The following is a 9,361-nucleotide window of genomic DNA, read 5'->3' on the forward strand; positions in this document are numbered from 1 at the left end:
CTGCTTAAGCGCTTAATTTATCGTGTTTTCTTAACATGCCGTGCTTTTTCAAATACACCAAAAGCAACGAAATAGCAGCCGGCGTAATTCCGGAAATACGCGACGCTTTACCAATAGTTTCAGGTCTCGCTTCGGTAAGTTTCGCTACCACTTCGTTTGATAAACCTGAGATTTTAGTAAAATCGAGATCAACCGGTAACAGTGAATTCTCGTGACGCTGTGTTTTGGCTATTTCGTCCATCTGGCGCGCAATATAACCTGCGTACTTAATTTGGATCTCAACTTGTTCTGCCGCAATAGGATCGGCTAAACCAGGTCCAATACTTTCAATCTCCATCAATTGACGATAGGTCATTTCAGGTCGACGAATAAGTTCTTCTAGTGAATGCTCTTTGCTTACGGGTGTTTTAAGCAGGGTATTCAACGCTGGCGTAGCACTATGATCTTTGTGGACCCAGTTTCCACGCATGCGTTGCAACTCGCCTTCAACCGCTTCTTGCTTCGTATTGAACGCGGCCCAGCGAGCATCATCCACTAAGCCTATTTCACGACCTAACGCAGTTAAGCGACTATCGGCGTTATCTTCACGCAGCAATAATCGATATTCAGCACGGCTGGTGAACATACGATAGGGTTCTTTCGTTCCCATGGTAGCCAGATCGTCAATCAGTACGCCCATGTAGGCTTGATCGCGTCGTAAAATAAGGGGATCTTTTTCTTGTGCTTGCAGCGACGCATTTGCGCCAGCAATGAGGCCTTGTGCACCTGCTTCTTCATAACCGGTTGTGCCGTTAATTTGGCCAGCAAAGAACAAACCTTTGATAAATTTGTTTTCGAGTGTTTGTTTCAGATCTCTCGGATCGAAGAAATCATATTCAATGGCATAGCCAGGGCGCACAATATGCGCGTTCTCGAACCCTTTGATTGAGCGAACAAGATTCATCTGAACATCAAAAGGCAAACTTGTTGAAATACCATTTGGATAAACTTCAATGCTGTTTAAGCCTTCTGGCTCCACAAAAATTTGATGGGAATCTTTGTCTGCAAAACGGGTGATCTTATCTTCAATGCTTGGGCAGTAACGGGGGCCAATGCCTTCAATGACGCCAGTGAACATAGGAGAGCGATCAAGTCCACCTCGAATAATATCGTGTGTTTTTTCGTTAGTGTGCGTGATGTAGCATGGGATCTGTTGTGGATGCATTTCACGATTGCCCATGAATGAAAATACCGGTGTTGGATTATCACCTGGTTGTGCTTGCATCACACTAAAATCTAACGAACGGGCATCTAAACGTGCAGGCGTTCCGGTTTTTAAGCGGTCTACACGAAACGGTAAGGCACGTAAACGATCAGCGAGGGCTATCGAAGGGGGATCGCCTGCGCGTCCACCACGATAGTTCTCAAGGCCTATGTGAATAGTGCCGCCTAAGAATGTTCCTACTGTGAGTACCACGGTTTTGGCTTTAAATTTAAGCCCCATTTGAGTAACCACACCAGTTACCTGATCGTTTTCAACCACAAGATCGTCAACACTTTGTTGAAACAACGTGAGGTTTTCTTGGCTTTCTACAATTTTACGAATGGCTTGGCGGTAAAGGGTTCTATCAGCCTGAGCACGCGTTGCACGAACAGCTGGTCCCTTGCTTGAATTTAGAGTTCTAAACTGAATACCACCGTGATCGGCAGCCAATCCCATAGCACCACCAAGTGCATCAATTTCTTTTACCAAATGACCTTTGCCGATCCCACCGATCGCTGGGTTACAAGACATCTGTCCAATGGTTTCAATGTTATGGGTTAACAGTAAGGTGTTTGAACCCATGCGAGCAGCAGCTAGCGCAGCTTCTGTTCCAGCATGACCACCACCGACTACGATGACATCAAATGCTTGGGTGTAATACATATCGAACCTCACTATTAACGTAAATGGAGTAACTTTTTTCTTTTCTGAACAAGCTGAAAAAAGGGCGCGTATTTTAGCTGACTTATTGCATAAAGAAAACGGTTAAATTTTCTTCAATGCTGTTGTTCATTTCTTTTCGCTTTGGCTTTATTGATCTTAAGATCTCTTATAGATCTGTTTATTTTTATTATTATTAGGATCAGCAAGATCTGTTAGTAACCCTTTAAAGCAGTTTCAGATCATGAAGTTACACGATCTAAAAGGTTGTGCAATACAGATCGATAACCCCCTCATGATCTTGTGTATAAACCCCTTAGTTATCCACATGGGCAATTGTGAATAAAGTTACTCATTCTTCAGTAAGAGCTTATACACAGTGGTTTGTAGGATCCTATCCACAGCACTGATCAAGATGTGATCGCATTGGGGATAAAATGTTGGTTATTACTGTTGTTAGATCGCTAACTAAGCATAGGATATGGCTTTCAGAGCGATCTTGTTGTGGATGAGATCTTTCCACAATTTTTAAATGGATCGTGTGATCACTCATTATCTTTTATTTTGTGATCGGAAAAATAATTAAAAAATTATGGAGGAATCAAAAAAATTAGCGCCGCAGAGGAGCAACGATCATTATTAATGACACCCTTTTAAAGAAATACGAGGGTTATTTTACTGAACGTTGAGCGCGCTTTCTCTGCGGTTTTTAGTCTAGCGAACCTGGTTAGGTTGATATCTCGGCGTGATATTTTGTGCTTCAGCTTCATCTTGGGTTAAGCCTTCACGTCTACTTGGGCCTTGAAAGCGTACTTTATAAGTATCGTACTCTTTGACTGACTCAAAGCAATAACGGCCCATAGCGTGCTCTAGCTCGCCTAAACTATGGTTGGTAATTAAGATGCAGTTCTTTTTATTTACCAAACGTTGGCGCAATAAATTGCCTAACCAGCTTTGGGTATTCTTTTTAAGCACGGTTTCATTCACACATACTTCATCAAGAATGAGCAAATCGACTTCAAGTAGTTCTTGGTTTGCTTCTCTGAACTTCTGACCTACGTTGTCTGTGGCGCTAAAATCATAAGAGAAATAACGCATTTCCAATAGGGTTGAAAGCTGCCTGTATAAAACTGAGATCTCGTATTGTTCTATAAGTTGATGGGCGATCGCGCCAGCAATATGAGACTTACCTCTGCCATAATCACCGTAGAATAACATCATATGAGAACCACTTTGACGCCAAGCGGGATCGTCATGAGCAGCAATAAATGACTGTGCAATAGATACCGCTTCAATGACATCATCGCTGTCTTCTACCAAGTTAGCGAACGTCCACTTGGGGTTTAGATCAGAACGCCCATGAATGGCTTCTACACGCGCTTTTTTAGAGCGTTGTTGTAGTTGACCAATTTCTTGATTTGCTTGGTTTTCGTATTGCTTTCTAAGTGTTGCGTAATCGATGTATTCATCGTTAGGCTCGGAAGGCTTGTTAAGGGCCTTTGCAAGATTCGCAATTTTGTCTGTAATTCGATCCATAGCGTTAGTTCTTCTTTGTCGATGTGGCGTATTTTTCCACCAGCTTTCTTGCATTATCATCCGCTTCGATACCGGCTGCAACTTTCACTTGCTGATTTCCCACTTTTCTTACAGGAGAATAACCCGCGGCTACGCGCTTATGTTTAATATTGTGAGCGAATTTTTGTGTCCATTGGAATTCACTCAGTATTGTGCCTGGCCTACCTAGCCAGTAAGAGATGAATTCGCCCACTTCATTATCATCATACTCAGTATCAATAATACCGAGCAGAGAGGCCATCTCTAAGAATAACGCTTTGTTTGGCTTCCAAGAGGCTGAAATAGCAAAATGAGACTTATGCAGCGCATCAAAGTTTGATTGTGCGTTGTTTATCAAAGGAAGAAGTAGGGCTTTGCCGTTAATAGAATGCTCTAAATCCAACGTTTCTGGAAAAACCACCAGCCCCACAAGTTCAAGCTGTTTTAATAGGCTATTGATTTGCCGGCCACGTTGATAGGGGGTGTCTTTTTGTTCGCCGTTTAATAGCGACAGTAAGAACTTATAATCGATAGCAGCACTTGCCGTAGAAGCTGTGTTGGCTGTTGGGCGTAAGCCAAGCAAGTAAAGTACGCGGCAATCGTTTGATATTGGCGATTGTAGTACCGCGAGTTCAGCTTGCGTTAGCGTTGTACTCATGCAGTTTCCAAGGAGCGTTGGAACAGTGCTACCGCTTCATCTTCTGGAATAGGATGTTCTAACACATCAATATGTATGGGTTCGGCAAGAAGGGTAGCACCAGTATTTTTCATAGCGGTTTCTATATCTTTTGCGCCATGGCAGAAGGTATCGTAACTCGTGTCACCCAAACCAATTACATAGAAATTCACACCCGTTAAATCAGTGTCTTTTAATGATTTCGCAAAAGGTTGGATATTATCAGGTAGTTCACCCGCACCATGGGTTGATGTACACACTATCCATGTCGAGTCTTTATTAATGCTACTTAGTGTTGGTTCAAGATGAATAGTGAATGTATTGCCTAGCTGCTCAAGTGTTTTGGCAATAGCTTCGGCCACATATTCTGAAGCTCCAAGCATGGTACCCACAATTATTTCATAGTGCGTTGTCATTAATTATTTACCAATACAGAAAGATGAAAATATCTTACCAAGTAAGTCGTCTGAGGTGAATTCACCAGTGATTTCACACAATGACTGATGGGCTAACCGCAGTTCTTCTGCAAGTAGTTCACCGGCCATAGCATCGTGAAGTTGTTGTTCGCCTATCACCACAAATTGATATGCCTTTTCCAACGCATCAAGGTGGCGTCTTCGGGCGATGAATTGCCCTTCAGTGGTAGTGTCGAACCCCATGGTGTTGGCCAAATGATCTCGCAGGGTATCGATACCGTCGCTTTCTTTTGCTGAAATATTAATAACCGGCATATCGCCATGTTCGGTTTTTACGTTATTCAGGCCTACTTCTAACTCGCTTAGATCCGCTTTATTTTTGATTACCGTGGTTGGGATACCCTCTGGTAAGCGCGCCATAAATTCAGGCCAAATTTTATAAGGATCTGCCACATCAGTAGTGGTTGAATCAGTAACAAAAAGTACGTGATCCGCTTCGCTAATGGCTTGCCACGCTCGCTCAATCCCAATTTGTTCTACTTTGTCCGGGCTATCACGAAGACCTGCGGTATCAATGATGTGTACCGGCATGCCGTTAATATTAATATGCTCTTTTAATACATCACGAGTAGTGCCTGCAATCTCGGTGACTATGGCGCTATCTCGGCCTGCTAATGCATTTAGTAAACTTGATTTACCCGCATTAGGGCGCCCGGCGATAACCACCTGCATGCCTTCTCTGAGTAGACTTCCTTGCTTAGCTTGCTCTCGTACAACTTGAAGGTGCGCAAGTATGGCGGCTAGATCGCCAGACACTTTGCCGTCAGATAAGAAATCAATTTCTTCTTCAGGAAAGTCGATAGCGGCTTCAACGTACATACGTAAATGAACAATTTGATCAGACAACGTTTGTATTTGGGTTGAAAACTCGCCCTGTAACGAACGTAGCGCGCTTCTTGCCGCTTGTTTAGAGCTAGCATCTATTAAATCAGCGATAGCCTCAGCTTGCGCTAAATCGAGCTTGTCGTTGATAAAGGCTTGTTCACTAAACTCACCTGGGTTGGCTAATCGCGCTTTGCCAGTCGATAACACAGCGTCAATAAGCATATCCATCACAACCTGACCGCCATGACCTTGCAGCTCTAATACATCTTCGCCCGTAAATGAATTAGGCCCTTTGAAGAATAGCGCGATACCTTGGTCGATAACATTTTGTTGGCTATCGACAAACGGGGTATAGGTGGCCAATCTAGGTGTTAGGGCTGTGGGTACCAGAGTGGCTGCTATAGTTTTAGCATGTGGGCCTGATACTCGTACAATTCCTACTCCACCGCGCCCAGGGGCAGTAGCTTGGGCGGTAATGGTATCGGTTGTGATGATATGTGAATCCATATTTTAGTCGCGAAAGTTCTTAAATTGAAAAGGCTGACCTAAGTCTGATGATTTCACCAAGGCCATGGCTTGTTGTAAATCATCACGCTTTTTACCGGTTACTCGCAGTTCTTCACCTTGAATAGCCGTTTGTACTTTGATTTTTGCGTCTTTAATAATTTTTACAATTTTCTTCGCAATAGGCTGTTCTATGCCTTCTTTGAAAGCAATCGTTTGACGATAGGTTTTGCCGTTAGCATCAAAGGGCTTCATATCAATAAACGAAGTATCTAGGTTTCGCTTAGAGCATGCAGTTCTAAACATACTTTCCATTTGTTGTAATTGGAATTCGGCTTCCGCTTTCATTACCACGGTTTTCTCTTTGTATTCAAAGCTCGCTTCAATGCCGCGAAAATCGAAACGTGTGGCAAGTTCTCGGTGTGCGTTCTCAGTGGCGTTGCGCACTTCTTCCATGTTGATTTCTGACACAATATCAAATGATGGCATAGTTAATTTATCCTCGTAGACAAAACAGCCCGCAATTGGCGGGCTGTTTATTATAAAAGAAATAGACGTTGCTATTTAATTCCCCGCTTCTCCATAGAAGCATATATCATTTTGGCTTGTACTAATGTAATGATGTTACTTACTAACCAGTATAATACTAGACCTGCAGGGAACCATAAGAAGAACACACTCATTGCCACAGGCATGAACTGCATTATCTTCTGCTGCATAGGATCAGTAATCGTTGTAGGTTGTAGTTTCTGCAATAAGTACATACTTGCGCCCGTTAATATAGGCAATACAAAGTACGGGTCTTTCACTGACAAGTCAGTGATCCACAATGCGAAATCTGCATGGCGTAATTCAACACTTTCCATCAACACCCAATAGAGCGCTAAGAAGATAGGCATTTGAAGTACTAGTGGTAAACAACCACCCATAGGGTTAACTTTTTCTTTCTTATAAAGCTCCATCATCGACTGAGACATTTTTTGTCTGTCATCGCCAAAACGGTCTTTAAGTTGCTGCATTTTAGGTGCTAAGTTACGCATGCGAGCCATTGACTCGTATTGTTTCTTAGTCAGCCAGTACATAGCTCCTTTCACTACGATAGTAATCAAGATGATGGCTACACCCCAGTTATTCACTAAGCTATGTAAGAACGTAAGTAGTGAAAACAGTGGTTGAGATATCCACCATAAAATGCCGTAATCAACGGTTAAATCTAGGCCACGAGCAATTTGAACAAGCTTTTCTTGATCTTTAGGACCCATATAAAGGGTGCTAGATAATGTTTTTGTTTCACCACTGTTTATTGCCGCCGCAGGCATTAGTACACCAATAACCGCATATTGATTTGAAATATTGCGCGAGTAAATGGTGTTAACTTGATCCTGTGGTGGTACCCAAGCAGAGACAAAGTAATGCTCAAGCATACCTGCCCAACCCGCTTTAGTGGTTTCACGCAACTTGTCATCTTCAATATCGTCGAAGGTATATTTCTGATAACGATCATCTTCGGTCGAATATGCTGCGCCGCGATAGGTAGGCATAAACATGTTGCCGTCATCTTCCGCGTCAATAACTTGTTTCAGTTGTGCATATTGCTGCACATTAGCCACTGCGCCAGAGTTATTCTGAACCGTGTAATTTACCGCAACTTCATAATGGTCTTTCTTGAAGATGAACGTTTTGGTAACAGTAAGTCCTTGGTCGTTTTTCCATACTAACGGCACTTCTAGGGTATCTCCGGTCATCTCGTAGAAATTGCTTTCAGTACGATAAACAGGGCGACCACTGCTGCTAGCATCTGGGCCATTAGCACCAATAAGACCACTTTGTGCTACATATAAGCCATTACCTGAACGTAATAGACTGTAAGGTTCTTCTGAACCTTGAGTTACTGGAAACTTTAATAAGTCTGCAGTAATGACATCGCCACCCAATAAGTCGATGCGAAGGTCTAAGCCATCAGTTTTAACTTCGATAATGCGATTAGCATTTGATGCGCTAGCCATCGGTTTAGCAGCTGGCATGCTATCACCGGTAGGTACATCTTCAGATTGCGCATCATCAAATGATGGCACACCTTGTGATACCTGTTCGGCTTGCTCTGTTTGTACTTGCTGTACAGGTTGAGGTCCGTATTCTTTTTGCCATTGTTGCCAAAGCAAAAAGCTGACCAGCGCCAGGCCAATTATCAGAAAACTACGTTGCGATTCCATATAGGTCTCTTTATTTTGAGTGTTTATCTTGTTGTTTTTCCGGTACTGGGTCGTAACCACCGGCATGCAAAGGATGGCATCTTAATATGCGTTTGATTGATAGCCAACCGCCTTTTACTAATCCATGTGTTTTTAGTGCTTCAATAGCATACCAAGAACATGATGGATGAAAACGACAGCGTTGTCCTAAAATAGGAGATATAAACCATTGATACAGTTTTATGAGTACCAGTGGTATCGCGATTAAGACGCGTTGCAACGTTTGGCTAATTTTTTCCATAGCTTATCCATCGTTGCGAAAATCTCTTGATTGCTAAGTTTATCAGCACCAGATTTACCAATTACGATAATATCCACATTTGGGAGATCATGTTGCTTATGGCGAAAACTTTCACGAATTAAGCGTTTTAAACGATTTCGGTCGTGAGCTTTACGAATGCGCTTTTTGGCAAGTGTAATGCCTAAACGTGGGGATGGTAGAGTATTGATTCTTGCTAGGATGGTAAACGAGGGAGATACAGCTGGAATTGCATTATCAAACACATAGGTAAAGTGGGTGGGAGTTAACAGACGTAACTCCCGTGAAAAATGATTTTCGCCCACTTTAGGTGCTTTCTACTTAAGCTTAAGCAGAAAGACGAGCGCGGCCTTTTGCACGGCGAGCTGCTAGTATTTTACGACCATTTTTAGTCGCCATACGAGCACGAAAACCGTGAGAACGCTTACGCTTCAAATTGCTCGGTTGAAATGTTCTTTTCATGACCAAAGTCTCACTTATATTTAATTAAACATAGGCGTTTTTGGTAAACACTTTATTCTGTTGCCAGAGTAAGTTGTGCTTATCACCAGAAAAGCCCATCGAAAAAGGACGCTGAATTCTAGAGATCTCGGGGCCCGCTGTCAATCAATAATCCACTATTTCGGTAGAAAATGTGAACAAAGTTTACTGTAAAGGCTTAAATGCTAATCAGCCGCTATAATTTTAACTGTGAATAAGCTGGTTATAATCGTCATTTTATCCACAGATTTTCAAATTTCAAACCGCTGTGTATGGCATTTAGACGGTGATCTCATCCGATTATCAGTATTTTAATTCTTAATTCAGCTAAATTAAGCACATTTTCGAATAAGAACTCTTTGTTTAATTATCAATGGTTTACAGTTTTGATCCTGATGATCTCCAAAGATCGTCATTTACTTTTTGTTGATA

Annotated in this window: 10 protein-coding genes; all 10 read right to left on the reverse strand. The window is 42.4% G+C overall.

Annotated elements, in window-relative coordinates; all coding sequences use genetic code 11:
* Positions 1 to 4 precede the first annotated feature (4 nt).
* Positions 5 to 1,906 carry a tRNA uridine-5-carboxymethylaminomethyl(34) synthesis enzyme MnmG gene (mnmG, locus tag AV939_RS19915; RefSeq protein ID WP_057795049.1) on the reverse strand — a complete coding sequence of 634 codons (1,902 nt, stop codon included), beginning with the start codon at positions 1,904 to 1,906 and terminating at the stop codon, positions 5 to 7.
* A 711-nt stretch (positions 1,907 to 2,617) separates the two neighbouring features.
* The gene (locus AV939_RS19920; protein WP_057795048.1) at positions 2,618 to 3,439 is read right to left on the reverse strand and encodes an ATP-binding protein; all 822 of its coding nucleotides are present in this window, start codon (positions 3,437 to 3,439) and stop codon (positions 2,618 to 2,620) included.
* A 4-nt stretch (positions 3,440 to 3,443) separates the two neighbouring features.
* The gene (locus AV939_RS19925; RefSeq protein ID WP_057795047.1) at positions 3,444 to 4,115 is read right to left on the reverse strand and encodes a DnaT-like ssDNA-binding domain-containing protein; all 672 of its coding nucleotides are present in this window, start codon (positions 4,113 to 4,115) and stop codon (positions 3,444 to 3,446) included.
* Complete coding sequence (gene mioC, locus AV939_RS19930) at positions 4,112 to 4,549, reverse strand: FMN-binding protein MioC (protein WP_061998131.1); 438 nt, start codon at positions 4,547 to 4,549, stop codon at positions 4,112 to 4,114. Before mioC ends, AV939_RS19925 begins: the two co-directional genes overlap by 4 nt.
* 3 nt (positions 4,550 to 4,552) lie before the next feature.
* Positions 4,553 to 5,941 carry a tRNA uridine-5-carboxymethylaminomethyl(34) synthesis GTPase MnmE gene (gene mnmE / locus AV939_RS19935; protein ID WP_057795045.1) on the reverse strand — a complete coding sequence of 463 codons (1,389 nt, stop codon included), beginning with the start codon at positions 5,939 to 5,941 and terminating at the stop codon, positions 4,553 to 4,555.
* Between the two features lie 3 nt (positions 5,942 to 5,944).
* Positions 5,945 to 6,427 carry a YajQ family cyclic di-GMP-binding protein gene (locus AV939_RS19940; RefSeq protein WP_057795044.1) on the reverse strand — a complete coding sequence of 161 codons (483 nt, stop codon included), beginning with the start codon at positions 6,425 to 6,427 and terminating at the stop codon, positions 5,945 to 5,947.
* A 71-nt stretch (positions 6,428 to 6,498) separates the two neighbouring features.
* Entirely contained in the window at positions 6,499 to 8,151 is a 1,653-nt protein-coding gene (gene yidC / locus AV939_RS19945) for a membrane protein insertase YidC (protein WP_057795043.1), read from the reverse strand.
* Between the two features lie 10 nt (positions 8,152 to 8,161).
* Positions 8,162 to 8,410, reverse strand: coding sequence for a membrane protein insertion efficiency factor YidD (gene yidD, locus AV939_RS20105; protein ID WP_082605073.1), 249 nt, complete (start codon positions 8,408 to 8,410; stop codon positions 8,162 to 8,164).
* Positions 8,395 to 8,754 carry a ribonuclease P protein component gene (gene rnpA / locus AV939_RS19950; protein ID WP_057795042.1) on the reverse strand — a complete coding sequence of 120 codons (360 nt, stop codon included), beginning with the start codon at positions 8,752 to 8,754 and terminating at the stop codon, positions 8,395 to 8,397. The genes yidD and rnpA overlap by 16 nt, the downstream gene beginning before the upstream one ends.
* Before the next feature lie 22 nt (positions 8,755 to 8,776).
* Positions 8,777 to 8,911 carry a 50S ribosomal protein L34 gene (rpmH, locus tag AV939_RS19955; protein ID WP_049791785.1) on the reverse strand — a complete coding sequence of 45 codons (135 nt, stop codon included), beginning with the start codon at positions 8,909 to 8,911 and terminating at the stop codon, positions 8,777 to 8,779.
* Positions 8,912 to 9,361: the final 450 nt, after the last annotated feature.

The organism is Alteromonas sp. Mac1, from assembly GCF_001562125.1.
Taxonomy (GTDB): Bacteria; Pseudomonadota; Gammaproteobacteria; order Enterobacterales; family Alteromonadaceae; genus Alteromonas; species Alteromonas stellipolaris.

Coding starts and splice junctions, on each gene's coding strand:
- rpmH (WP_049791785.1), bottom strand. CDS start 8,911: ATGAAAAGAACATTTCAACCGAGCAATTTGAAGCGTAAGCGTTCTCAC.
- AV939_RS19925 (WP_057795047.1), bottom strand. CDS start 4,115: ATGAGTACAACGCTAACGCAAGCTGAACTCGCGGTACTACAATCGCCA.
- AV939_RS19940 (WP_057795044.1), bottom strand. CDS start 6,427: ATGCCATCATTTGATATTGTGTCAGAAATCAACATGGAAGAAGTGCGC.
- mioC (WP_061998131.1), bottom strand. CDS start 4,549: ATGACAACGCACTATGAAATAATTGTGGGTACCATGCTTGGAGCTTCA.
- AV939_RS19920 (WP_057795048.1), bottom strand. CDS start 3,439: ATGGATCGAATTACAGACAAAATTGCGAATCTTGCAAAGGCCCTTAAC.
- mnmG (WP_057795049.1), bottom strand. CDS start 1,906: ATGTATTACACCCAAGCATTTGATGTCATCGTAGTCGGTGGTGGTCAT.
- mnmE (WP_057795045.1), bottom strand. CDS start 5,941: ATGGATTCACATATCATCACAACCGATACCATTACCGCCCAAGCTACT.
- yidC (WP_057795043.1), bottom strand. CDS start 8,151: ATGGAATCGCAACGTAGTTTTCTGATAATTGGCCTGGCGCTGGTCAGC.